Raw genomic sequence first — 23,157 nt, 5'->3', positions numbered from 1 at the left:
AGCTCCCGCCTGCGCTATTTCGATATATCGGAATGGCTAAAGACCCGGTTTCTCTCTTTATTTTGAGTAATACCGAACGCTCCACAGATCACCCACAAGTTGTCCAGAGACAAGCAGTATAAAATTGTGAATAAGTTGTGCATAAGATCCATGTTGCTAGCCTGCAACGACAAAAATATGGCCATTTCGGGACTGTTCGGCTCCGGCTTTTTGCCTACAATGAAGTTCCAACTATCGCAGTTGCCATAGATTGTTGGTTCAGGGCGCGTCGCTACTCGACGCGCCCTTTTTTATGGCCCTCGCGAATTCCATTCAATCTCTTCGCAATACTTTCAAGTACTTAGGCGTTCTCGTTGATGAATCACATCAGAAATTTTTCGATCATTGCCCACATTGATCACGGCAAATCCACGCTGGCTGACCGTCTCATCCAGCGCTGCGGCGGTTTGCAGGACAGAGAGATGAGTGCGCAGGTTCTGGATTCGATGGATATTGAAAAAGAGCGTGGGATAACCATCAAGGCGCAGACCGCTGCGCTCAAATACAAGGCACTCAACGGCGAGGTCTACAACCTCAATCTGATCGACACGCCGGGCCACGTCGACTTCTCTTATGAAGTGAGCCGCTCGCTGTCCGCATGCGAGGGTGCGCTGCTGGTGGTGGACGCCAGCCAGGGTGTGGAAGCGCAGACCGTCGCCAACTGCTACACCGCGCTGGACCTCGGTGTGGAAGTCGTGCCGGTGCTCAACAAGATGGACTTGCCGCAAGCCGACCCTGATAACGCCAAGCAGGAAATCGAAGAAGTGATCGGCATCGACGCGACCGATGCGATTCCCTGCAGTGCCAAGACGGGCATGGGCATCGATGAAATCCTGGAGGCCGTCGTTGCCAGGATTCCGCCGCCCAAAGGTAATCCAGGCGGCCCGTTGCGCGCCATGATCATTGACAGTTGGTACGACGCTTATGTGGGCGTCGTCATGCTGGTGCGTGTTGTGGACGGCCGGCTTGCCAAGGGTGACCGTATCAAGCTGATGGCCAGCGAGGCGATGTACAACGCCGAGCAATTAGGCGTCTTTACTCCGCATACCGAGCCTCGCCAGGCACTCGAATCCGGCGAGGTGGGTTTTGTCATCGCTGGCATCAAGGAGCTTCAGGCGGCGCGGGTCGGCGACACCGTGACCCTGATCAAGCCCGGGACAGGCGGCGCTGCCTTTACCGCCACCGAGGCTTTGCCCGGCTTCAAGGAAATCCAGCCTGCGGTGTTTGCCGGCCTGTATCCCTCAGAGGCCAGTGAATACGAATCCCTGCGCGATGCACTGGAAAAACTCAAGCTCAATGATGCGTCGCTGCACTATGAGCCGGAGGTCAGCGAGGCGCTGGGTTTCGGGTTTCGCTGCGGTTTCCTGGGGCTGCTGCACATGGAAATCGTCCAGGAGCGGCTCGAGCGGGAATTCGACCAGGACCTGATCACGACGGCTCCCAGTGTGGTCTATGAAGTTCTCCAATCCGACGGAACCCTCCTCAAGGTTGAAAATCCCTCCAAAATTCCCGACGGCGGAAAGGTTAACGAGATCCGCGAGCCCATTGTGACCGTGCACTTGTATATGCCGCAGGACTACGTGGGCGCCGTGATGACGCTGGCCAACCAGAAGCGCGGCATCCAGCTGAACATGGCCTACCACGGCAAACAGGTCATGCTGACCTATGAAATGCCGCTGGGCGAGATCGTGCTGGACTTCTTCGACAAGCTCAAGTCCGTCTCCCGCGGCTATGCGTCGATGGACTACGAATTCAAGGAGTTCCGGGCATCCGATGTGGTGAAGGTGGACATCCTGCTGAATGGCGAGAAGGTCGACGCGCTGTCCATCATCGTCCACCGCAGCCAGTCGGCCTACCGCGGCCGGGCGGTGGTGGCCAAAATGCGCGAGATCATTTCCCGGCAGCAATTCGATGTGGCCATCCAGGCGGCGATCGGGGCCAATATTATTGCGCGTGAGACAATCAAGGCGCTGCGCAAAAACGTGATCGCCAAGTGCTACGGCGGCGATATTTCACGCAAACGCAAGCTCCTTGAAAAACAAAAAGCGGGTAAAAAACGCATGAAACAAATCGGTTCCGTTGAAGTCCCCCAGGAAGCCTTCCTGGCCATTTTGCAGGTGGAAGATTGATGCGCGGCGCAATGAGCACGATCACGGCCATGGTGCTGGCCGCATTTGTGGGTTATGGCGCTGCCTGGTACTTCGGCGTCGTGGACGGAAACTTCTCCCTGCTGCTGTTCCTGGCATCGGTGGTCACCGGGATTTACTGGCTGGCCGAGCGGTTTTACTTTTTGCCGCAGCGCTACCGCGCGGCGGCGGCATTCGAGGAAAGTGCTGCCAGGCGGCAGGCTGAGCTCGCCGGAAAAGGCATCAGCCAGGTCGACAACCATGTTGACGAAGCCAGAACCCGGCTCATCATGCAGCCCTGGTGGCTGGATTGGACCGCCGGCCTGTTCCCGGTGATCGTGGTGGTTTTCCTGTTGCGCTCCTTCCTGTTTGAGCCCTTCAAGATTCCTTCTGGCTCCATGATCCCGACCTTGCTCGTCAACGATCTGATCCTGGTCAATAAATTCCATTACGGCGTTCGCTTGCCGGTGCTCAATATCAAGGTACTGGACAACAACACCCCGCAGCGCGGTGATGTGATGGTGTTTCGCTACCCGCCAAAACCGAGCCTGGATTACATCAAACGGGTGGTGGGTGTGCCCGGGGATGAGGTGGCCTACCTGAACAAGAAGCTGACCATTAACGGCAAGCCTCTGGTCAAGACGCCTTTGCCCGACTTTTTTGACGAAGATATTTTGCGTTACGCCAAACAGTTCGAAGAGGTCAATGGGACAAAGAAATACCGCCTGCTGAATGACGACTCCCGGCGGGCCGGCCTCGATGAGCGGGAGGTCATGGACTTTCCTTTCAAGGAAAATTGCCGTTACAGTAGCGAAGGCGTTGTCTGCAAGGTGCCTGAGGGGCAGTATTTCATGATGGGCGATAACCGCGATAATTCGCTGGATTCCCGTTATTGGGGGTTTGTTCCCGATAAAAACATTGTCGGCAAGGCCTTTTTTGTCTGGATGAATTTCGGCAACCTCAAGCGTATCGGTTCTTTCGAGTAGCCGCTTTTTTGGCACACTTTGGTGTACCAAGGGCAATACGACAGGACTTCCTAGTCAGAGCAGGAGAAAAAATGAAACATCGTCAACGTGGCATTTCCTTTATTGGCCTTCTGTTTGTGGGCATCGTTCTGGTATGTGGTGGCATTTTGGCTGCCCAGGTTGCCCCGACGCTGATTGAATATCAGGCCATCCTCAAGGCCGCCGGAAAGGCGAGGGAAGGCAATACCGTGGCTGAGGCCAGAACTATCTTTGACAAGGCCGCCCAGATTGACGACATCAAGTCAATTACTGCCAAAGATATCGAAGTGACCAAAGAGGGTGACAAAACTGTGGTGTCTTTCGCCTATAACAAGGAAATCCACATGGCCGGCCCAGCTTATCTGCTGCTCAAGTACAACGGCCGTGCCAAGTAAGTGCGAGCGAGTGCTACCTCAAGTCCTGGTCTGCTGGCACTGCAAAAGCGCCTGCAGCATGATTTTTCCGACCCAAGGCTGCTCCAGCAAGCGCTGACGCACCGCAGCTTTTCAACCGACCATAACGAGCGTATCGAGTTTCTGGGCGATTCCGTCCTGAACCTGGCTGTCGCGGGGTTGCTCTACGAGCAACTGAGCACCCTGCCTGAGGGCGATCTTTCACGTGTGCGGGCTAACCTGGTCAAGCAGGACACCCTGCACAAACTTGCCGTCGTGCTTGGCTTGCCGGATCTGGTACGGCTGGGCGAAGGCGAGGCAAAATCAGGCGGACAGAAGCGGCCCTCCATCCTCGCCGATGCGCTGGAAGCTGTCATAGGCGCCGTTTACCTGGACGCCGGCTTTGAGGCGGCCAACCTGCTGGTGCGCCGGCTGTTCAAGGACGTGGAAATCAACCCCCAGATGCAGGCCATCGGCAAAGATCCGAAAACCGAATTGCAGGAGTGGTTGCAGGGGCGCAAAATGAACCTGCCGATTTATCGCGTGGTGGGTACCATGGGTGCGGCCCACAAGCAGACCTTCGATGTGGAATGCGAGATCACTGAATATGGCCGGGCCGAGCGCGGGATCGGCGGCTCCCGCCGGGCCGGCGAACAAGCCGCCGCCGCAGCCATGCTGATGTTTGTCAAGACACTGGATTCCTGACTCCGAGCCGGCAGCCGCCCGAAGGCCGCAGGCCAACACACCAAGATTATGAGTACAGGTAAAAAAGAACCGAAAAAACCGGTAGTTGCTGCGGCGACTCCCCCTGCAGTCGCGCCGAAAAAGCGTCAAGCCAAAGCCCCGGAAGCCGTGCAGCCGCCCGATGCGCTGGAAGCCATGCTGGCGCAGGCGCTGTCCTCGCGCGGCGCGGCCGTGCCCGCCGCTGCTGACACATCGTCCGCCGGCGAGCAGCGCTGTGGCCTGATCGCCATCGTCGGCAAGCCCAACGTGGGCAAGTCCACTCTGCTCAATGCCCTGGTGGGACAAAAGATCAGCATCACCTCGCGCAAGGCCCAGACCACGCGCCACCGCATCACCGGCATGCGCACGGTCAAGGCAACGCAGTATGTCTTCGTGGACACGCCGGGCTTCCAGACCCGGCACGGCAACGCGCTGAACCGCTCGCTGAACCGCACTGTGGTCGGCGCCGTCAATGATGTGGACCTGATTGTCTTTGTGGTGGAAGCCGGTCAATTCAACCAGGCCGACGCCAAGGTTCTGGCTCTGCTGCCCGAAAAGACACCCGCGATTTTGCTGGCTAACAAGTTTGATTTGATTCACCGCCGCGCCGAGATCGCGCCCTGGCTCAAGGAAATGCAGGAGCGGCACAATTTCGCCGAGTTCGTGCCGATGTCGGCCAACAACGCCAAGGACATCGAGCGCCTGTTCGGCATTTGCGAAAAATACCTGCCGGTCCAGCCCTGGATGTACGGTGCCGACGAATTGACCGACCGCAGCGATCGCTTCATGGCGGCGGAAATCATTCGCGAGAAGCTCTTTCGCCTCACGGGGGACGAACTTCCCTACACCTCAACGGTCATCATTGACCGGTATGAAGAAGAGGGCACCCTGCGCAAAATTGCCGCCACCATCGTGGTGGAGCGTGACGGCCACAAAGGCATGATCATTGGCGAGAAGGGTGAAAAGCTCAAACGCATCGGCACTGAAGCCCGGCATGAGCTTGAAACCCTCACGGGCGGCAAGGTGTTCCTGGAGATCTGGGTCAAGGTCCGTTCGGGTTGGGCCGACGATGAGGCCCGGGTCAAGACATTCGGGTATGAATGAGGCCCCCACGGTCGCTCACTGCGTGTAGCTCCCTGCCCCCCGAGGGGGCCGCTGCGCCTGCGGCCCGGCAAAGCCGGTTCCGCGGCCCCGGCTTGAAGGGGGAGTTCCCTCAGTTCTCGCTGCTGGTTTCCTGCCTGGCCTCCTGAACCACATGGCCACCAAGCGCATCGGCGATGAACCCGCCTACGTCCTGCACCGCTACGACTGGAGTGAGTCCAGCCTGATCCTGGAGGTGTTCACCCGTAAATATGGCCGGGTGGCTCTGGTGGCGCGGGGGGCGAAGAAGCCCAGCTCCAGCTTCCGGCCGATCTTGTTGCCTTTGCAGCCGCTGCATATCGCCTTTGGCGGCGATGCTGAAATCCGCACCCTGAAAAGCGCTGAGTGGCAGGGCGGCCACGTCATGCCCACGGGGGATGCATTGCTGTCGGGCTATTACCTCAACGAGCTCTTGATGCGCCTGATGGCGCGTGACGACCCGCATCCGGTGCTGTTTGACGCCTACGCCGCCACGGTGCAATTGATCGCCGCACAAAGTGCCGAAACCCTGCAGCTGGCGTTGCGCGCGTTTGAGCTGCGGCTGCTGCGCGACATCGGCCTTTTACCCCTGCTGGACGCCGAAACCGCCACGCTGGCGCCGCTCGATCCGGACACCCGCTATGTGCTGGTGCCAGAGGCGGGGCTCCGGCAAGCGCACGACGACGATCGCGTCAGCCTGCCCGGCGGGCAATGGCAGGCGCTGCAGCAGGCGCTGGGTGACGAGGCGCTGTTCTCTGACACGGTACGGGCCTGTATCCCCGGCTTCAATGAGCTTAAAACCCAGTTGCGCGGGCTGCTGCACTACCATTGCGGCGTCAAGGTCCTGAAAACCCGGCAGATGATGATGGACCTGCAAGCTTTCTAACGAGCAACCGCCATGAAACTCCTTTCGCCCGCTCCCCTCGTGTCCCATGTGTATGACAAGACCGCACTGTCGGTCAACGTCAACAAGGTCGCCCTGTTGCGAAATTCCCGCCACCTGGATATTCCTAGCGTGCGCCGTGCCGCCGAGCTGTGCCTGGAAGCTGGTGCACAGGGCATCACGGTGCACCCGCGGCCCGACGAGCGGCATATCCGCCGTGACGACGTCTTTGAACTCGCCGCGCTGATGAAGGACTGGCCAGACCGCGAATTCAACATCGAAGGCAACCCGTTCCAGAATCTGATGGGCTTTGTGCACGATCTGGCCGCCCGGGGCCTGCCGCTGCACCAATGCACCTTTGTGCCCGACAGCGAAGACCAGTTCACCAGCGACCACGGCTGGAATTTCCCCGAAGACGCTGAGCGCCTGCAGCCCCTGATAGAACAGGTGCATGACCGCCGTGTGCGGGTCAGTCTTTTCATGGACCCGATTCCCGAAGCCATGGCAGCGGCCAAGGCCGTGGGCGCCGACCGGGTGGAGTTTTATACCGAGACCTACGCGCGCGCCTGGGCAACTCCTGAAAAGGCCGAAGTTCTGGCGCGCTTTACCCGTGCGGGCCAGGCCGCTGCGGCAGCCGGCCTGGGCATCAACGCCGGCCACGACCTGAACCGCGACAACCTCACAGAGTTTGTGCGAGAAGTACCCAACGTGCTGGAGGTGTCGATAGGCCACGCTTTTGTTGCCGACGCCCTCGAGTTGGGTTACGCCGCGACCACCCGGCGTTACCTGCTTAGCATCACCCAGGCATTCGCCCCCGCATGATTGGAGCCCCCACGCTCCCCCACTGCGTGTGGGTCGCTGCCCCCCGAGGGGGCCGCCCGCCTGTGGCCCGGCAAAGCCGGTTCCACGGCTCGAGCTGGCCTGTTTTGTGTCACCTTACGGCAGCGACTGTGCGGGCAGAATGATCTACGGAATCGGTACTGACATCTGCGACGTGCGCCGCATCCGCGCCAGCCTTGAGAGGCATGGTGAACGGTTTGCCCGCAGGATTCTGAGCGACGGTGAACTTGCCACCTGGAAACACCGCAGCGCCCGCTGGCCCGACCGCGGCGTCAGCTACCTTGCCACCCGGTTTTCAGCCAAAGAAGCTTTCAGCAAGGCGATCGGCACCGGCATGCGGATGCCCATGACGTGGCGCAGCTGTGAAATCGCCAAGGCGCCCAGCGGCAAACCCGAGATCGTGCTGCACGGCACGCTCAAGGCCTGGTTTGAAGCCCGCCAGCTCACTGCCCATGTGTCCGTCACCGACGAAACCGATTACGCCGCCAGTTTTGTGGTTGTAGAGAAAAATAGCCCCTAGCGCCCGTCAATATTGCGCTAGCAGCTATCAATTTAATAGTATTTAATTCCTGATTTCAATCCCATGACCCAGCACGCTCCCCTCATCATCGACATCGCCGGCCTCACGCTGACCAAGGCCGACCGCCGGCGCCTCAAGCACCCATTGACCGGCGGGATCATCCTGTTTGGCCGCAACTGGCAAGACCGCCGGCAACTGAGCGCGCTCTGTGCTGAGATCAAGAGCATCCGGCCGGACTTGCTGATTTGCGTGGACCACGAAGGCGGGCGCGTGCAGCGCTTCAGGACGGATGGTTTTACCCACCTGCCGCCCATGCGCGCGCTGGGCTCGCTGTGGATGAAGGACCAGCTTGCGGCCACCAACGCCGCCACCGCCTGTGGCTACGTGCTGGGTGCCGAGTTGCGCGCTTGCGGCGTTGATTTCAGTTTCACGCCGGTGCTGGACCTCGATTGGGGTGAAAGCGGGGTCATCGGCGACCGCGCCTTTGGCCGCGACCCGCGCGTGGTCACGCTGCTGGCCAAAAGCCTGATGCACGGCCTGCTGCAGGCCGGTGTGGCCAATTGTGGCAAGCACTTCCCCGGCCATGGTTTCGTCAAGGCCGACTCCCATACCGACATCCCGGTCGACAAACGCAGCCTGAAGGCCATTCTGGCCGACGACGCCGCGCCTTATGAGTGGCTGAACACCACGCTCACCAGCGTGATGCCGGCGCATGTGATCTACCCCAAGGTGGACGCCAGGCCGGCAGGTTTTTCGGAAAAGTGGCTGACCTACATCCTGCGCGGCCAGCTGGGTTTTGGCGGCGCGATTTTCAGCGACGACCTGAGCATGGCCGGCGCACGCCTCATTGACGGCAAGGAAGTCAGCTACACCGAGGCTGCTGTCACGGCGCTTAACGCCGGCTGCGACATGGTCCTGCTGTGCAACCAGTCGGTGGGGGAGGGCAAACCGGTGGACGAACTGCTGGACGGCATGGCCGAGGCGCTGCTCAAGGGCCAGTGGGAAGCGCTGGAGTCCAGCGAGCTGCGCCGGCTGGACCTGCTGCCCGCCATCCCAGCCCACGAATGGGACGAACTGATGCTGCACCCTGCCTACATGCACGCGATGGGACTGATTCCCTGAGATGCGTTTGCCGGAGATGCTATTAAATAAATAGCTGTTGGCGCAAGACTGTATTGGGTCTCAGGCATTTTTCTTGTAAATTTGACCGATTCGGGACCCGCGCGGGCGGCTGTGACCACACCGCAGTGGGGTCAGGCTGAAGGCCACTCCAGCCGGCCCACCGCATCCATATGCGTCAGGTACACCCGCAGGTCAAATTCATACTGGTGGTAGCGCGGCTCCATATGGGTGCAGAGCTGGTAAAAAGCCTTGTCGTGCGCTTTTTCCTTGATGTGGGCCAGCTCGTGCACCGCAATCATCCGCAAAAACTCTTCCGGCACTTCCCTGAACAGCGTGGCCACCCGGATTTCACGCTTGGCTTTGAGTTTGCTGCCCTGGACCCTGGAAACGGTGGTGTGTGTGCCCAGCGCATGGGCAATCACGTGCAGCTTGCTGTCAAACGCGACTTTGGAGAGTGGCTCCGAGCTGCGTAAAAACTCGCTTTTGAGCCCCATCACGTAGTCGTACAGGGCCTTGTCCGTCCGCACGCCATGGGCAAGGGGGTATTTGGCGAGCAGCACCTCACCCAGCCGGCCTTGCGCCAGCAACTGCTGCACCTGGGTCTGCAGACTGTCGGGGTAGCCGAGAAGGTATTTGAGTGGCATATGGTTCACCCCCGTCCAGGCTCACTGCGTGTAGCCTGTTCCCCCTCAAGGGGGCGGCGCCAGCGGTCTGGCAAAGCCAGTCCCGCGGCCCCTGCTGGTGTGGAATCGCGTATGGCGAAGTGCGCGATCGTGGGCTAAACCTCACGTCGCAGCGCGGGGAACAGAATCACATCGCGGATGCTGGGGCTGTCGGTCAGCAGCATCATCAGCCGGTCTATGCCGACGCCGCAGCCGCCGGTCGGCGGCATGCCGTATTCCAGCGCGCGGATGAAGTCGTGGTCATAAAACATGGCTTCGTCGTCACCGCTGTCCTTGGCGGCTACCTGGGCGTTAAAGCGCGCGGCCTGCTCTTCAGCGTCGTTCAGCTCACTGAAACCATTGCCGAATTCGCGGCCGGTGATGTAGAGCTCAAAGCGCTCTGTCACCTCAGGGCGGCTGTCATTGGCGCGGGCCAGGGGGGAGATTTCGGTCGGGTGCTCCATGATGAAGGTCGGTTGCCAGAGCTTTTCTTCGACCAGCTCTTCGAAATACAGCACCTGCAGGCCGGCCAGGGAGCGTGTAGACAGGCGGTCTTTTTCCTCGTTCATGCCCAGCTTGCGCAGCGCATTCGTCAGCCACACGGTGTCATCGACGTTGTTGCCGGCTTCGGTGTGCTTGAGGATGGCTTCGCGAATGGTCAGGCGGGCAAAGGGTTTGGCGAGGTCGACTTTTTCTTCCTTGCCGCCGTAGCTCAGCTGTAGCGTGCCCACGGCTTTCTGGGCTGCGTCGCGAATCAATGCTTCGGTGAAGTCCATCAGGTCGTTGTAGTCCCAGTAGGCCGCGTAGAACTCCATCATGGTGAATTCAGGGTTGTGCCGTACCGAGATGCCCTCGTTGCGGTAGCTGCGGTTGATCTCGAAGACGCGGTCAAAACCGCCGACGATCAGGCGCTTGAGGTAAAGCTCCGGCGCGATGCGCAGGAACATTTCCTGGTCCAGCGCGTTGTGGTGCGTCTTGAACGGCTTGGCATTGGCTCCGCCCGGGATGGGGTGCAGCATCGGCGTCTCGACCTCGAGGAAGTCGTGGCCGACCATGAATTCGCGGATAGAGCTGACGGCCTTGCTGCGGGCGGTGAAACGCTTGCGTGCCTGCTCGTCGGTGATCAGGTCCACGTAACGCTGGCGGTATTTCTGCTCCTGGTCGGCCATGCCATAAAAATCTCCAGGAAGGGGGCGCAGGCTCTTGGTCAGCAGGCGCACGCTGGTGGCGTGGATGGATAACTCGCCGGTCTTGGTCTTGAAGACCTTGCCTTCTGCCGCGACGATGTCACCCAGGTCCCAATGCTTGAAAGCGGCATAGAGCTCTTCGCCTATTTCGTCGCGCGTGAGGAAAATCTGGATACGCCCGGTGCTGTCCTGCAAGGTCGCAAAGCTGGCTTTTCCCATCACGCGCTTGAGCATCATGCGGCCGGAGATTTTCGCGGAAACCGCCTCGGCGGCCAGCGCCTCGCCATCTTTTTCCCCGTGCGCGGCGTGCAGCTTGCCCGCGTGGTCGGACGGCTTGAAGTCGTTCGGGAACGCAATCCCCTGGCTCCGGATGGCCTTGAGCTTTTCGCGGCGTTCCGCGATCAGCTTGTTTTCGTCTTGGGCGGGGGGCAAGGTGTTGTTATCGGACATGGTCAGAAGTGTGAAAACGATCGGGGCGCCGCTATCAGGCCGGTTTTGTGGCTGTGCGGATAAAGCGCCAAACCGTTGATTTTAGTTTTTTAAGTGGCTGGTTTCCCCATTCAGGGCCGGCTGCCCCTATTTAAGCCTTGATAATCCCGCCTATGTACCTGCGCGCCGGCGTTTTTTCCCTGGGTTTGCTCATGGCCAGCCGCCTGCTCGGCCTCCTGCGGGAATCGGCCCAGGCCGCTGCTTTTGGCGCCACCGGACTTGGCGACGCGGTGATTGTGATGTTCACCCTGCCGGACTTGCTGGTCGGCATATTGTTCAGCGGCGCCCTGGGTTACGTGTTGTTGCCGGAATGGGCGCGCCAAACGCCTGCGCAACAGGATGCCAGCCAGAAAAAAGTCGCACGGGCGCTGCTCGGCACTGGTCTTGTGCTGGCTTTGCTGATCTGGTTACTTCGGGGGGCGCTGTCCCATGCGCTTGCACCTGGCCTGCGGGGCGACATGGCCATCCTTGGCCGCGACTCGCTGGCCTGGAGCGCCGCCGTGCTGCCGCTGGCCATGCTGGCCGCGCTCTGGGTAACGCGGTTGCAGCATGAACGGGATTTCGTAGGCATGTACAGCGGTAATCTCGTGGTCAACCTGCTGCTGGTTTTTGCGCTGTTCCTGGCGCCGCAAAACAGCGGAGATCGAACTGTCTTTATCCTGGGCTGCTTCCTTGTGCTGGCGATGGTCGCGCGCCTCGGCTGGCTGGGCTGGCGGCTTCCGCAGGCTGCGCCGACTGATCCGGCGGCGATGGCTATGCCGGCCCCGCCTGCTGCGGGCATATGGATATGGGCCGGCCTGTCTTCGGGCCTGCTGCTGCTGTTGCCCCTGATGGGGCGCAGCCTGGCGTCCCAGGCCGGGGAGGGGGCCCTCGCAGACTTTAATTACGCCTGGAAGCTGGTGGAGTTGCCGCTGGTGCTCGCGGTGCAGCTCGTGGCCAGCCTGGCTTTTCCGGCAATCACCCGCACCCAAGCGGGCTCTGCGGAACGCGACAGGGCTTTGCAAATTGCCTTTCTCCTGGCCTGGGCCCTGGCTTGCGCAGCGATTGCCGTGGTGGGCAGCTTTTCGCTGCCGCTTGCTCAACTGCTGTTTGGCTGGGGCCGCATGGATGCCGGGCATCTGGAAGTTATTGCGCGCTGGGGGGCCATCGGTATCTGGTCACTGCTGCCACAGGCTTTGATCGCCGTATTGCTGACAGTCATGGCTGCATCGGGGCATATGCACCGCGCGGTCTGGGCTTATGTCGCCGGCCTGGCTGCGCTCGCCGTTGCAGCTTGGTCCGGGCTTGCCGGAGGCGCGCTTGTGATGGGTGCGCTCAATGCTGTATTGGCTGGCATCACCCTCGCCATGTTGTTTGCCGAGCGCGAGCAGCTTCACCGGGCGCTGCCGTGGCGTGCCATGCTTGCCCCATTGGCCGCTTGCCTGCTTCTGGTAGCGGCCAGTCGCTGGTTTGGCCGCTGGAATTTTCTGCCCAGCGCGCTGGCAGCCAGTTTTTTTGCGGTAGTGGTGTTGGCCAGCGCGCTGCTGGCCAGCCCTTTGCTGCGCAGTTTTCTGGGCCGCCAGCCGTTGGCCGTGCCGCAGGCCGGCGGGCAATAATGGCTTATTCCTCTTTCGTCCCATGATTGACTTACTGACCATTACCAACCAGCCAGAGCTGGCGAAACGCTGTGACCGGATGCCGGCCATGCGGCTGTTTGTCGATCTTGAGCGCAATGGCAAGGCCGAGCGCCAGGCCGGGCGCAACACTTTCATCAGTACGCACCAGATTGGCGATGTGGGCCGTGTCAAGGCAGTTTTACGGCACTCGCGTCTCATGGTCCGCGTCAATCCATACCGGCTCGATCAGCCAGCTGCAGCCCGTGCGGAGGTCGATGCTGTGCTTGCGCAAGGGGCCGACCTGCTGATGCTTCCGATGTTTTCGACCGCGCAGGAATTGCGGAGCTTCTGCGAAATCGTCGATGGCCGTGTGCCGGTAGTGCCCCTGCTCGAAACCGTGGGTGCGCTCGAATCACTCGAGCAATGGCTGGACACGCCGGGGCTTGGAGAGGTCTTCGTCGGCCTGAATGACCTGCACTTGGCGATGGGCTGCCGCTTCATGTTCGAGCCGTTGGCCCAGGGCCATGTTGACCGCGTAGCGGCAGCGGCAAGGCGGCGAGGTTTACCGATGGGCTTTGGCGGGATCGCCCGCGCAGACGAGGGCTCACTTCCCGGCCGCGATGTTATGGGTGAGCATTTGCGCCTGGGTTCGCAGGCGGTGATTCTTTCGCGGACTTTCAACCGGCCCGATGGTGAACAGTCGTTCGAGGCGGCGGTGGAAGCGCTTCGCGAGGCCGAGTCCGGACTCGCGAAGCGTAGCGCGGCACAAATTGATGCCGACCGCATACGCGTGGCCGCGTTGATCGGCCAGCTCGCGCAGACGGCAAGGCCCGCATGAAACGCCTGATGGACATGGCACTGTCGTTTATGGCGCTACTGCTGCTGTCGCCATTGCTGCTGCTGGCAGCCCTTGTGATCGGATTCGATAGCGGTTTCCCGGTTTTCTTTCGTCAGACGCGGATCGGAAAAAATGGCAGGGAATTTGACATGTACAAATTTCGCAGCATGGTCAGAAATGCCCCGGGGCTCGGACCACATTTCACCGCGAACAACGATCCGCGTATTACACGGGCGGGCCGCTGGATCCGGCGAACCAGCATTGACGAGCTGCCTCAATTGATCAATGTGCTGCGAGGTGACATGAGCCTGGTCGGCCCGAGGCCGCATGTGCCGGCCGAGCGGTCCCTGTATACAGCCGCCGAATGGGAAAGCCGCTGCAGCGTGTTGCCCGGAATCACCGGCCTGGCGCAGATCAGCGGGCGTTCGGACATCTCGTTTGAGCAACAGTGCGCCCTTGACCAGCAATATGTCCAGGAGAATTCATGCTGGCTCGATATCCGGATTCTCTGGGGAACGGTACGCCAACTCGGCGGTAAACATGCCAATTGAGGGGACATGGTTGTCCGCTTCAGCAGGGGCCGGACCCTATAATCCCGCTATTGCAGCCGACTCCCCAAAGCAGCGCTCTGGCCGCTGAAACAACGTGAATCAAAGACAAGCTGAATCTCCCATGGAGCAAAAGCCGATCGGCTACAACGTTCACACGGGCTCCGACCGGCAGGCAATGCTTGAGGCAATAGGGCTTTTTTCGGTGGAACAGCTGTTTGCCGATGTGCCGCAGCAGGTTCGCCTTCGGCGCGAGCTTGACATTCCTCCTGCCCTTAGCGAATGGGAGCTAATGCGTGATGTCACGGCGATGGCCGGGCTGAACCAGACAGTACTCACGCATTCAAATTTTCTCGGCAGCGGCGCCTACGAGCATTACATTCCGGCCGTTGTCGACGCCATCGTTTCCCGCGGCGAATTCCTTACGGCCTACACGCCTTATCAACCCGAAATGAGCCAGGGCCTGCTACAGGCCCTGTTTGAGTTTCAGGTGCTTGTGGGCCGCTTGCTGGGCCAGCAGTCCGTCAACTGCTCGGTGTATGACGGTGCGACGGCGCTTGCCGAATCGTGCTGGATGATGTGTTCAGCCACCGGTAAGCGCCGTATTGTGGTGGCTCAGGCCCTCTGGACCGAATATCGCGAAGTGTTGACTACCTATCTGGAGCCGCGTGGTGTTCGGCTCGATAGCGCAGGGCATGATGCTGGCACTGGCCAGATCGACGTCGCGGCCATAGCCGCATTGTTAGCGTCCGGCGATATCGCCGGTGTCGTGCTGCAAAGCCCCAATGCCCTTGGCGTCGTCGAGGATGTCGCAGCACTTTCGCCGATTTGCAAACAAGGGCAGGCACTGCTTGGGGTGTGTGTCAACCCGTTGCTTTGCGGCTGGATCGAAGCGCCTGGCAGGCTCGGAGCCGACATCGTTGTCTGCGAAGGCCAAACGCTTGGTTTACCGCTCAGTGCAGGCGGGCCTTATGTCGGCATCATTGCTTGCAGCAAACCACTTGAACGGTACCTGCCGGGCCGGCTGGTCGGCCGGGTGCACGACCTCAACGGAAAACTTGGTTACGCGCTGGTCAAGGAAGATCGCGAGCAGCACGTGGCACGCGACAAGGCTACCAGCCACATTTGTTCCAACCAGGCGCTCAATGCGATTCGCGTTGCAATCTACCTGGCGTGCCTGGGTGACGCAAATTTCATGCGAATCGCTGAGGCTAATGCGGCGAATGCAGCCCTGCTGCACGAGCTGCTGGTTGCGCTGCCCGGCGTCAGGTCGCTGCGCAGCGGCGCTTTTTTCAACGAATTTTCGATTGAATTGCCTGTTGCCGCCACGGCCTTTTGTGCGCGCATGCGCAAGCTCGGATTTTTCGCGGGTGTGCCCATCGCGGCTGCGTTGGCGGGCCACAAGAACGGCCTGCTGGTCGCGGTCACTGAAACCAAATCACGCGCTGATATCGAGGCTTATGCCACGCATGCGCGGGCTTGCCTGCAGGAGTGCTGAGATGGCTGCTACGTCCGCCTCCCAGACCATCACCGAATTGCACCGCTCTGGCGCGGCCAGCGATGTCTTTGCCGGACGCCTGTCCGGGAAGACGCCTGCGCTGCCGATTTTTGCACGAGCCCGTACCGCCATTGGGCTGCCCGAAGTCAGCGAGGTTGACGTCGTCAGGCATTTCACTCGCCTGAGCCAGGAGTCTCATGGTGTCGACAACGGGCCCTATCCGCTGGGCTCGTGCACGATGAAATACAACCCGAAGCGCAATGACGAGCTCGCACGTCTTTCTGGTTTTGCCAATGCCCACCCGATGCAGGATACCGACACGCTCGGCGGCGTCTGGGAAATGTACGAGAGGCTGCAGGCCATGATTTGCGAGGTTACGGGGATGGACGCCTGCTGCCTGGCACCTGCTGCCGGTGCCCATGGCGAACTCGCAGGCCTGCTGGTGATCCGTGCACATTTTGCGCGGCTGAATACCCGTCGCCCGGTGGTGCTGGTACCCGACTCGGCACATGGCACCAACCCGGCGTCGGCGGCCATGGCGGGCTTTGACTGCCGTATCGTGCCGTCCGACCTCAAGGGCCGGGTCGATCTTGCCGCGCTGCGCGGGATGTTGACCTCCGATGTCGCGGCTTTCATGTTGACCAATCCCTCAACTCTGGGCCTGTTTGAGGACCAGATCGTCGAGATTGCCGATGCGGTTCATGCCAACGGTTCATTGCTCTATTACGATGGTGCCAATCTCAATGCACTGATGGGTATCGTGCGTCCCGGCGACATGGGTTTTGACGTAGTTCACGTCAATGTGCACAAGACTTTTTCGACGCCGCATGGCGGCGGTGGACCGGGCGCCGGCCCGGTCGCGGTCAAGGCCGCGCTGGCTGCCTATCTGCCGAGCCCGGTCGCAGTTCGAAAGAACGGCGTGGCTCAACGAGACGACGACAGGCCGCTTTCCATCGGTCGCATGAAAAGCTTCCACGGCCATGTTGGTGTGTTGCTGCGTGCTTACGGCTACTTGCGCACTATGGGTGGGGCCGGCTTGCGCCAGGCGTCCGAAAATGCGGTGCTGAACGCCAATTACCTGCAGCACCGGCTGGCGCCAATGCTGCCGCCGGTTTACGACCAGTTCTGCAAGCATGAAACCCTGTTGTCGGGCGAGAAGCTCAATACATCGGCACGCCAGTTCGCCAAGCGGCTCATCGATTACGGCATCCATCCGCCAACGCTGGTAGGTGCGGGCTGCGTTTATTTCCCGGGTGACCTCAAGTCGGCGATGTTGATCGAGCCAACCGAAACAGAGACCAAGGCCAGCCTGGACTACCAGGTGGAAATTTTCCAGCGGGTCTTTGATGAGGATGCTACCGATGAAGCGCTTGTCGAAAGTGCACCGCTGAGCCGAAAAATTGCACGAATTGATTTGAAGACTTAAGGATTTGCCATGTGTGGAATAGCTGGCGTGGTCAACGCTGCGGGTACGACCAAAGATGATGTCTGGAAGATGATCGACTGCATCAAGTACCGTGGGGTCGATGAGCAGGGGGTGGAGGACCTTGGGCAGGCGGTGCTGGGTCACGCACGACTTGCAGTGGTGGATCCCGAAAACGGCATGCAGCCCATGTCGAGTACCGACGGCAAGGTCTGGGTTGTTTTCAACGGCGAAATCTTCAATTTCATTGAGTTGCGCGAACAGCTCAAGGCCAAGGGCTACAAGTTCAAGTCGCGCTGCGACACCGAGGTGCTGGTGCATCTGTGGTGCGAAAAAGGCGAAAAAATGCTCGACGACCTGGTCGGCATGTTCGCTTTTTTTATCTGGGATCAACGAACGGAAACCGGCATGCTTGCGCGTGACCGCCAGGGCATCAAGCCGTGCTTTTATGCCCCTTATCAAGGCGGCCTGGCTTTCGCCAGTGAAATAAAGGCCATCCTTGCGCTGCCGAAATTTAAACGCAAAGTCAATGAATCCGCGCTTGGCAATGTCTTTACCTTCAACTATTGCCCTCCGCCGGAGACTTGCTTTGAGGGCATTCGCCATCTGCCGCCCGGCACTTTTATGCGCTATGGAGCGGGAAAATTCTCCGAACCGGTGCGCTACTGGAGCTGGCCCCTCGATGGTCCGCGTGTTGAAGCGTCTCAGGAACAGCTTGAGAAGGCACTTAACGAGGCAATCAAGCTGCAAATGAGGTTTGACGTCGACGGTGGCCTGTTTCTTTCTGGCGGTGTCGACTCGTCGGTGATCGCCAATCGGCTGGTGCCGCAATGGAACCGGCCGCAACTCGATGCAATCGGCTTACGCATCGAGGACAAGGGGTTTTCGGAGTACTCCTATGCTGAGCGTGTGGCATCGGAGCTCGATATCAATCTGAAGCCGCTTGATATCAAGCCAGCCGACATTCCTGAGATTGCACAAACTGTGGTGCGGCACGCGGAACAGCCACACGGTGATTTTTCATTTTTTTTATTCTTCCTGCTCTCGCGTGAGGCACACAAGCAGGGAAAAATCGTGATGTTCACGGGTGATGGACCTGACGAGGTGATGCTCGGCTTCCGTCACAACGAACAGTTTTTCTCGGAAATGACACGCACCAATTTTCCGATGCGCAGCTACTTCGACCTGATCAGCTACAGCACCGAAAAAGACCGTCAGCGGATGATGAGCCCGGCTTTTTTCCCGCACACCCAGGGCGCCCTGGACAGGTTTATGGAAATCATCGAGCCATTCGGCGACCTTGAGCCGGCAGAGCAGGTTGCAGCCTATGAACTCAACTCACTCATGCCGGGCAATAATTCGGTCAAGGGTGACCGTATGGGAGCCTGCTGGTCAATCGAGGGCCGTGCACCTTTTCTCGACCACCGGGTCAGCGAAATGTTTGCACGCCTACCAGTGACTTCAAAGTTCCGCGATGGCATCGGCAAGCATTTTCTCAAGCAGGCCGCGGCGAGCTATTTCGACCACGATTTCGTCTTCCGTCCCAAGACCATGCCGACCCTGCCGATTGGCGAGTGGATCAAAGGGCCGCTTTATACCTGGGCACGCGAAGTGCTGAACCTGCCTGATGGCGGCCGCTTCGACCGCAATGAGCTGCTGGTGATGCTGGAGGAGCACCGCAGTGGTTTGCATAACCATACGAAACAGCTACGTACTCTGTTGATGACGAAGCTCTGGTTGCAGGAATTTTTTCCCGAAAACGCATAATTAAAGACGGAAGGCCGGACATGGCAGATTTTGATTACTACCTCGCGCAGTTTGTCGATATTCATGGCCGGCCCAAGGCAAAGTTGGTGCCTGGCAAGCACAAGGAAATGATTTTTGGGGCGGGGGCGGGCTTCGCGGGCTTTGCGATTGCCGGTATGGGAATGGGTCCACATGGCCAGGAGTTCATGGCCGTCGGTGACCGCGACAGCGTGCGTCCCGTGCCCTGGATGCCGTCGACGGCCAGCGTGAGCTGCGATGGACATGTCGATGGCAAACCACATGCGCTTGATTCACGCGTCATCGCCAAGAAGGCGATTGCCGCCTTTCGCGAGGCCACGGGCCTTGAATTTTTCTCCGGCCTCGAACCCGAGTTTTTTCTGCTCAAAGCAACTGCTGCTGGTGGATACGAGGTTGCCACCGGCTCGGAGTCGCTCGACAAGCCTTGTTACGACTTCCGGCACCTGTCGTCGGTGTCTGAATTTCTCATGGAGTTGCGCGCCGCACTCGAGGGGGCGAATATCGACGTGTATCAGATTGACCATGAAGACGCAAACGGTCAATTTGAGATGAACTTCACCTATGCAGATGGTCTGCGCACAGCAGACAACCTGACCTACTTCAAAATGGCAGCGACGGCGATCGCGAAAAAACACGGCATGCTGTGTTCGTTCATGCCGAAACCGTTTGCCGAACGCTCGGGCAGCGGTCTGCATATGCACATGTCGGCGGGCAAAAAATTTGGTGACAACGCTTTTGAAGATAAGGCTGATCCGGGCGGCATGAATTTGAGTCCCTTGGCCTATCATTTCCTTGGCGGGCTGATGGCTCATGCCCCGGGGTTGACCGCGATCGCCGCTCCATGCGTCAACTCCTACAAGCGACTGGTCTCGCGCGGCTCGCGCTCTGGTGCTACCTGGGCGCCGGTCAATATTGCCTGGGGTAATAACAACCGGACCGCGTTTGTCCGTATTCCGGGGGGGCGGCTTGAGTTGCGCGTTCCTGACGCCTCATCAAATCCTTATCTCCTGACCGCTGCCATCATTTATGCGGGTCTGGACGGCATCAAGCGTAAGCTTGATCCTGGGATGCCGTGCAACGAAAATCTTTACCAACTGAGATCGGATGAGCTGGATGCACGCGGGATTCAGCGGTTGCCGGCTTCGCTGCCAAATGCACTTGATGCGTTGGAATCTGATGAAGCATTGTGTGCCGGGCTTGGTCAAGCCTTTGTCGACGAGTTCACACGGCTTAAGCACCTTGAGTGCGACGAATTGTTGCTCCATATCGCGCCGGCTGAGTTCCGGCGATACGTTGATTTTTATTGACGGACTGCATTGCGTCATGCCGTGTGTTCGGTCAAGCCAAAGGTTTCCAAGCTGGCCAAATTCGCACGCTAGAAAAACCGTTCGTCCCATGCGTGTTCATCGATGAGAGTGCTCTTTGTCAGTTATGGTGGCGGGCATATCGAAATGTGCCTGCCCGTAATGCGAGCGTTACGCCAGCTTTCGCCAGCTATTGAACTTCGGCTTATGGCGCTGACCACTGCTTTCGCAGTTGCCCACGATGCTGGCGAGATGGCGCTTGGTTACCGTGATTTTTGCGATCCTGCAGAGTGGGAGCGGATCAAGGCCTATGGTCATCAAATGATGCGAGGCCAATCTCACCCATCGATAGATACATCTGAGTCTCTGGCTTACCTTGGTCTCAATTTTGCCGAACTCGTTGATGAGTTGGGCGAGGAGGATGCTTGGGCGCGCTGGCACAGTCAGGGACGCCAGGGATTTATGCCATTGCGATTTTTCGAGCGAGTACTCGGTAGGGTTCGTCCAGACGTAGTCGTTACGACTAATTCACCGCGCAGTGAGCAGGCTGCCGTTGCTGTTGCTATTGAGCTTGGCATTCCCACTTTGTCAATGCTTGATCTGTTCGCGCTGGCGAGTGATCCGTTTTTGCGACGAAAGATTTACGCCGACCGGTTGACTGTGCTGAACGAAGGGGTTAAGGCCAATTTGGTGAATGCGGGGTTTAATGCGGACCGGTTATTCGTGACCGGTAATCCGGCATTCGATGTTTTGGGCACGTCGACGGCGCGGCAAGCTGGCGAGACATTTCGCCGGTCGATGGGCTGGGATAAAAAAAATATCGTGCTGTGGGCGGGCCACCTGGAGGCTCCCGACGCTTTGCCGCACGAGTTCGCCGGTACCGGTCTGGCGCGGCTGGTGCAGGATTGTCTGGTGTCTTGGCTTGACTCTCGTCCTGATGCCGCGCTTGTTATTCGTTATCATCCCAACGAATGGCACCGCTTTCCGGTGCCGCAGGGAGTTCCGCGGCTACATTGGAGTCAACCCCAAATCGAACCGCTACTGCCTGTGTTGTTGGCGGCGGACCAGGTCATCGTTCAGGGAAGCACCGTCGGGGCGCAGGCCTATTTTGCCGGGAAACGTTTGATCAATATCACCTTTTCGCCTTTTGTCAAAAGCACAGGCCTTGATTACCAAGCCCTCGGCCTGGCTGACGGTGCGTCTGACATCGCCATGCTCCAACAACGACTTGACGAGGGTTTGGACCACCGCTGTCGGGAGTTGTCGGCTGCACGCGAAGTACCGGAAGCGGCGACCGCCGTGGCGTTGCATATTTTGCAGCTTGTGAAAGGGCACGGTCATGGGCATGCCGGATAAGTTGTCTCTGCTCGGTATTATCCTGGCGCGGGGTGGGAGCAAGCGGTTGCCCGGGAAAAACATTCGGATGCTGCAGGGCAAACCTGTATTGGCGTGGAGCATCGACGCCGCGCGTTCGGCGCATTCGCTCGACAAGGTTATGGTGTCGACGGACTCGTCATCCATCGCTGATGTCGCGTCTCGTTTTGGTGCCGAGGTGCCCTTCCTGCGACCTGCCGAGCTTGCGGGTGACGATTGCAGTTCGGTGGATGCGGTGTTGCACGCGCTCGATTATTGGCATGACCATGGGCATGAATTTGATGCCGTAATCCTGCTTGAACCGACTTCGCCATTGCGCGCGAGTGGTGACATCGACGCGGTGGCTGCACTGTTAGCACGTCACTGGGATGTGGCCGACGCTGTGGTTTCGGTCGGCGAGGTTCAACTCGAGAAACCCGATGTCATGAAAGTCGTCGGTGCTGACGGCTATCTCTCGAAGTGGGGCGACGCTGTGCCGCCTGCCGCCGACGTTGCTGGGTCTGTCGCCTATTTTCCATATGGCGTGGCTTATGCGATTAAGACTGCGGTGCTTCGCCGCGATATGACTTTTTATCCGCGCAACGTGATGGGCTACAAAATTCAGCGATGGCAAAACTATGAGATCGATGATGAATTCGACTTTGCATGTGTCGAAGCCATCATCCAACATTTCAAGGGAGAGTTGCCATGAAGGCATTGGTGATTGGCCTCGGATCGATGGGTAAACGACGTATTCGTTGTCTGCAACATCATGCGGTGACATCGATCTGCGGCTTCGATAGGGCCCCGGAGCGTCGTGCAGCGGCTGCCGCACAGTACGGAATCAAGACTGTCGAGACCTTGCAGTCGACCGATCTGCAGGCATTCGACGTGATATTGATCTGCACACCACCGGATCAGCATCATACGGCGATGGCATGGGCCATCGACGCTTATCGCCCTTGTTTCGTGGAAGCCAGTGTAATTCGCGATCCATTGCCGGAGCTGCTTGAACGAGCTTACCGTCATAAGGTATTGATCGCGCCGTCCTGCACGCTTCGATTTCATCCGGCGATTCGCGACATAGCCGCCATCGTGAAATCCCAGCGTTATGGCAAGGTTTGCAATTTCTCCTATCACTGCGGGCAGTATCTGCCAGATTGGCATCCTTGGGAAAAAGTCAGCGATTATTATGTTTCTCAGCCGCTGACCGGCGGTGCGCGGGAAATTGTGCCGTTCGAGTTGACCTGGATGGTCGAGGTGTTTGGTTGGCCGCTAGCGGTACAGGGCCTTCGGATGAGGACCACCGACGTAGGTGCGCCTATCGACGACACTTACGCCTCGTTGCTGAGCTTCGGCGGATTTGTCGGAACCATGGTAGTTGACGTTGTGGCTCGCCAAGCGGTGCGCAGGCTTACCTTGAATTTCGAACGTGCGTCACTTTACTGGGACTGGGACGAAGCTCGGGTGCGCGTGTATGAAGCAGACGCCGGGCGCGTGCTCGAGCTGCATCAGCCAAAGATGGCCGCTCAAGTCGGGTACAACCGGAACATCGGCGAAGCAATGTATCTTGATGAAGTGGGCAGTTTTCTTGCTGCGGTGCGAGGCGAATCAGTGTTTTCGCACAACCTTGCGGCGGATATTCGTGTGTTGGAATTGCTTGAAACCATCGAAAACGGTGTCATAACCTGACCGTTGAATAGAAAG

General features: G+C 59.1%; 21 protein-coding genes. 19 read left to right on the top strand and 2 right to left on the bottom strand.

All coding sequences use genetic code 11. The annotated features are described in order from the left end of the window. Nucleotides 1-356: 356 nt before the first annotated feature. The 9 genes from lepA (at nucleotide 357) to nagZ (ending at nucleotide 8,768) form a co-directional block, all read left to right on the top strand. Nucleotides 357-2,168, top strand: a complete 1,812-nt coding sequence (gene lepA / locus AC1DU8_RS15475; protein ID WP_457279378.1) for a translation elongation factor 4 — start codon at nucleotides 357-359, stop codon at nucleotides 2,166-2,168. 11 nt (nucleotides 2,169-2,179) lie between these two features. Beyond that, a complete protein-coding gene (lepB, locus tag AC1DU8_RS15470) occupies nucleotides 2,180-3,151 on the top strand; it encodes a signal peptidase I (RefSeq protein WP_477726945.1) in 972 nt (323 codons plus the stop codon). 71 nt (nucleotides 3,152-3,222) lie between these two features. Then, nucleotides 3,223-3,564 (top strand): DUF4845 domain-containing protein, encoded by a 342-nt coding sequence (locus AC1DU8_RS15465; protein ID WP_457279376.1) that lies wholly within the window; start codon nucleotides 3,223-3,225, stop codon nucleotides 3,562-3,564. Further along, a complete protein-coding gene (gene rnc, locus AC1DU8_RS15460) occupies nucleotides 3,565-4,266 on the top strand; it encodes a ribonuclease III (RefSeq protein ID WP_457279375.1) in 702 nt (233 codons plus the stop codon). It abuts the gene before it with no gap. A 174-nt stretch (nucleotides 4,267-4,440) separates the two neighbouring features. Further along, nucleotides 4,441-5,388 (top strand): GTPase Era, encoded by a 948-nt coding sequence (gene era, locus AC1DU8_RS15455; protein WP_457279798.1) that lies wholly within the window; start codon nucleotides 4,441-4,443, stop codon nucleotides 5,386-5,388. Between the two features lie 151 nt (nucleotides 5,389-5,539). Then, nucleotides 5,540-6,289, top strand: a complete 750-nt coding sequence (recO, locus tag AC1DU8_RS15450) for a DNA repair protein RecO (protein WP_457279374.1) — start codon at nucleotides 5,540-5,542, stop codon at nucleotides 6,287-6,289. A 12-nt stretch (nucleotides 6,290-6,301) separates the two neighbouring features. Continuing rightward, entirely contained in the window at nucleotides 6,302-7,108 is an 807-nt protein-coding gene (locus AC1DU8_RS15445; protein ID WP_457279373.1) for a pyridoxine 5'-phosphate synthase, read from the top strand. A 139-nt stretch (nucleotides 7,109-7,247) separates the two neighbouring features. Continuing rightward, nucleotides 7,248-7,646, top strand: coding sequence for a holo-ACP synthase (gene acpS, locus AC1DU8_RS15440; RefSeq protein ID WP_457279372.1), 399 nt, complete (start codon nucleotides 7,248-7,250; stop codon nucleotides 7,644-7,646). Nucleotides 7,647-7,709: 63 nt separating this feature from the next. Further along, complete coding sequence (nagZ, locus tag AC1DU8_RS15435) at nucleotides 7,710-8,768, top strand: beta-N-acetylhexosaminidase (RefSeq protein WP_457279371.1); 1,059 nt, start codon at nucleotides 7,710-7,712, stop codon at nucleotides 8,766-8,768. Nucleotides 8,769-8,899: 131 nt separating this feature from the next. Here nagZ and AC1DU8_RS15430 read toward each other — a convergent pair whose 3' ends face one another. Continuing rightward, nucleotides 8,900-9,412: a YgjP-like metallopeptidase domain-containing protein gene (locus tag AC1DU8_RS15430; RefSeq protein ID WP_457279370.1), complete on the bottom strand. Its 513-nt coding sequence runs from the start codon at nucleotides 9,410-9,412 to the stop codon at nucleotides 8,900-8,902. Nucleotides 9,413-9,546: 134 nt separating this feature from the next. Next, nucleotides 9,547-11,067 (bottom strand): lysine--tRNA ligase, encoded by a 1,521-nt coding sequence (lysS, locus tag AC1DU8_RS15425; protein ID WP_477726944.1) that lies wholly within the window; start codon nucleotides 11,065-11,067, stop codon nucleotides 9,547-9,549. A 152-nt stretch (nucleotides 11,068-11,219) separates the two neighbouring features. On the opposite strand from lysS, the gene AC1DU8_RS15420 reads away from it, so the two are divergent. From AC1DU8_RS15420 to AC1DU8_RS15375, 10 genes are all read left to right on the top strand, one after another. Then, entirely contained in the window at nucleotides 11,220-12,701 is a 1,482-nt protein-coding gene (locus tag AC1DU8_RS15420; RefSeq protein ID WP_457279368.1) for a lipid II flippase MurJ, read from the top strand. 22 nt (nucleotides 12,702-12,723) lie between these two features. Continuing rightward, entirely contained in the window at nucleotides 12,724-13,539 is an 816-nt protein-coding gene (locus tag AC1DU8_RS15415) for an aldolase/citrate lyase family protein (protein WP_477726943.1), read from the top strand. Then, complete coding sequence (locus AC1DU8_RS15410) at nucleotides 13,536-14,090, top strand: sugar transferase (protein WP_457279366.1); 555 nt, start codon at nucleotides 13,536-13,538, stop codon at nucleotides 14,088-14,090. The genes AC1DU8_RS15415 and AC1DU8_RS15410 overlap by 4 nt, the downstream gene beginning before the upstream one ends. A 121-nt stretch (nucleotides 14,091-14,211) precedes the next feature. Further along, complete coding sequence (gcvPA, locus tag AC1DU8_RS15405; RefSeq protein WP_457279365.1) at nucleotides 14,212-15,585, top strand: aminomethyl-transferring glycine dehydrogenase subunit GcvPA; 1,374 nt, start codon at nucleotides 14,212-14,214, stop codon at nucleotides 15,583-15,585. Nucleotide 15,586: 1 nt separating this feature from the next. Further along, the gene (gene gcvPB / locus AC1DU8_RS15400) at nucleotides 15,587-17,011 is read left to right on the top strand and encodes an aminomethyl-transferring glycine dehydrogenase subunit GcvPB (RefSeq protein WP_457279364.1); all 1,425 of its coding nucleotides are present in this window, start codon (nucleotides 15,587-15,589) and stop codon (nucleotides 17,009-17,011) included. A 9-nt stretch (nucleotides 17,012-17,020) separates the two neighbouring features. Then, nucleotides 17,021-18,775, top strand: coding sequence for an asparagine synthase (glutamine-hydrolyzing) (gene asnB, locus AC1DU8_RS15395; RefSeq protein WP_477726942.1), 1,755 nt, complete (start codon nucleotides 17,021-17,023; stop codon nucleotides 18,773-18,775). Between the two features lie 20 nt (nucleotides 18,776-18,795). Then, entirely contained in the window at nucleotides 18,796-20,100 is a 1,305-nt protein-coding gene (gene glnT, locus AC1DU8_RS15390) for a type III glutamate--ammonia ligase (RefSeq protein ID WP_457279362.1), read from the top strand. Nucleotides 20,101-20,304: 204 nt separating this feature from the next. Next, on the top strand, nucleotides 20,305-21,453 hold the full coding sequence (locus AC1DU8_RS15385) for a UDP-glycosyltransferase (RefSeq protein WP_477666248.1): 1,149 nt from the start codon (nucleotides 20,305-20,307) through the stop codon (nucleotides 21,451-21,453). Beyond that, nucleotides 21,437-22,162 (top strand): acylneuraminate cytidylyltransferase family protein, encoded by a 726-nt coding sequence (locus tag AC1DU8_RS15380; RefSeq protein WP_477702641.1) that lies wholly within the window; start codon nucleotides 21,437-21,439, stop codon nucleotides 22,160-22,162. The genes AC1DU8_RS15385 and AC1DU8_RS15380 overlap by 17 nt, the downstream gene beginning before the upstream one ends. After that, nucleotides 22,159-23,142, top strand: a complete 984-nt coding sequence (locus tag AC1DU8_RS15375) for a Gfo/Idh/MocA family protein (RefSeq protein WP_477688766.1) — start codon at nucleotides 22,159-22,161, stop codon at nucleotides 23,140-23,142. Before AC1DU8_RS15380 ends, AC1DU8_RS15375 begins: the two co-directional genes overlap by 4 nt. The last annotated feature ends 15 nt before the right edge of the window (nucleotides 23,143-23,157 follow it).

The sequence above is a fragment of the Polaromonas sp. P3_A5 genome (assembly GCF_056403055.1).
This window is presented reverse-complemented; position numbering and strand designations above follow the sequence as displayed.

Bases quoted from the DNA above. Each gene is read 5' to 3' on its own strand.
- lepA (WP_457279378.1), top strand. From the start codon at position 357: ATGAATCACATCAGAAATTTTTCGATCATTGCCCACATTGATCACGGC.
- lepB (WP_477726945.1), top strand. From the start codon at position 2,180: ATGAGCACGATCACGGCCATGGTGCTGGCCGCATTTGTGGGTTATGGC.
- AC1DU8_RS15465 (WP_457279376.1), top strand. From the start codon at position 3,223: ATGAAACATCGTCAACGTGGCATTTCCTTTATTGGCCTTCTGTTTGTG.
- era (WP_457279798.1), top strand. From the start codon at position 4,441: ATGCTGGCGCAGGCGCTGTCCTCGCGCGGCGCGGCCGTGCCCGCCGCT.
- recO (WP_457279374.1), top strand. From the start codon at position 5,540: ATGGCCACCAAGCGCATCGGCGATGAACCCGCCTACGTCCTGCACCGC.
- AC1DU8_RS15445 (WP_457279373.1), top strand. From the start codon at position 6,302: ATGAAACTCCTTTCGCCCGCTCCCCTCGTGTCCCATGTGTATGACAAG.
- acpS (WP_457279372.1), top strand. From the start codon at position 7,248: ATGATCTACGGAATCGGTACTGACATCTGCGACGTGCGCCGCATCCGC.
- nagZ (WP_457279371.1), top strand. From the start codon at position 7,710: ATGACCCAGCACGCTCCCCTCATCATCGACATCGCCGGCCTCACGCTG.
- AC1DU8_RS15430 (WP_457279370.1), bottom strand. From the start codon at position 9,412: ATGCCACTCAAATACCTTCTCGGCTACCCCGACAGTCTGCAGACCCAG.
- lysS (WP_477726944.1), bottom strand. From the start codon at position 11,067: ATGTCCGATAACAACACCTTGCCCCCCGCCCAAGACGAAAACAAGCTG.
- AC1DU8_RS15420 (WP_457279368.1), top strand. From the start codon at position 11,220: ATGTACCTGCGCGCCGGCGTTTTTTCCCTGGGTTTGCTCATGGCCAGC.
- AC1DU8_RS15415 (WP_477726943.1), top strand. From the start codon at position 12,724: ATGATTGACTTACTGACCATTACCAACCAGCCAGAGCTGGCGAAACGC.
- AC1DU8_RS15410 (WP_457279366.1), top strand. From the start codon at position 13,536: ATGAAACGCCTGATGGACATGGCACTGTCGTTTATGGCGCTACTGCTG.
- gcvPA (WP_457279365.1), top strand. From the start codon at position 14,212: ATGGAGCAAAAGCCGATCGGCTACAACGTTCACACGGGCTCCGACCGG.
- gcvPB (WP_457279364.1), top strand. From the start codon at position 15,587: ATGGCTGCTACGTCCGCCTCCCAGACCATCACCGAATTGCACCGCTCT.
- asnB (WP_477726942.1), top strand. From the start codon at position 17,021: ATGTGTGGAATAGCTGGCGTGGTCAACGCTGCGGGTACGACCAAAGAT.
- glnT (WP_457279362.1), top strand. From the start codon at position 18,796: ATGGCAGATTTTGATTACTACCTCGCGCAGTTTGTCGATATTCATGGC.
- AC1DU8_RS15385 (WP_477666248.1), top strand. From the start codon at position 20,305: ATGGCGCTGACCACTGCTTTCGCAGTTGCCCACGATGCTGGCGAGATG.
- AC1DU8_RS15380 (WP_477702641.1), top strand. From the start codon at position 21,437: ATGGGCATGCCGGATAAGTTGTCTCTGCTCGGTATTATCCTGGCGCGG.
- AC1DU8_RS15375 (WP_477688766.1), top strand. From the start codon at position 22,159: ATGAAGGCATTGGTGATTGGCCTCGGATCGATGGGTAAACGACGTATT.